Consider the following 242-nt stretch of genomic DNA (forward strand, 5'->3'; position numbering starts at 1 on the left):
CCGAACCAGGTGCGCGATTCGAAGCCCGGCAGCGTGTCGGCGATCGGCGGGAGTTCGGGTGCCAGCGGACTGCGCTTGAGCGAGGTCACGCCGAGCGCGCGCAGCCGGCCGTCGCGCACATGCGGCATGCCGGTGGGCAGCGAATCGAACATCACGTCGAGGTTGCCCGCGATCATGTCCGGAATGGCCAGCGCGGTGCCCTTGTACGGGATGTGCGTGACGAACACACCGGCCTGCGACTT

1 protein-coding gene is annotated in these 242 nt (G+C 68.6%); it reads right to left on the minus strand.

The features are described 5' to 3' along the window. A partial coding sequence (locus CVH10_RS23675) for a tripartite tricarboxylate transporter substrate-binding protein (RefSeq protein WP_369336010.1) occupies positions 1-242 on the minus strand: 242 nt, incomplete at both ends.

Source organism: Halomonas sp. ND22Bw (genome assembly GCF_003011945.1).
Taxonomy (GTDB): domain Bacteria; phylum Pseudomonadota; class Gammaproteobacteria; order Pseudomonadales; family Halomonadaceae; genus Halomonas; species Halomonas halophila.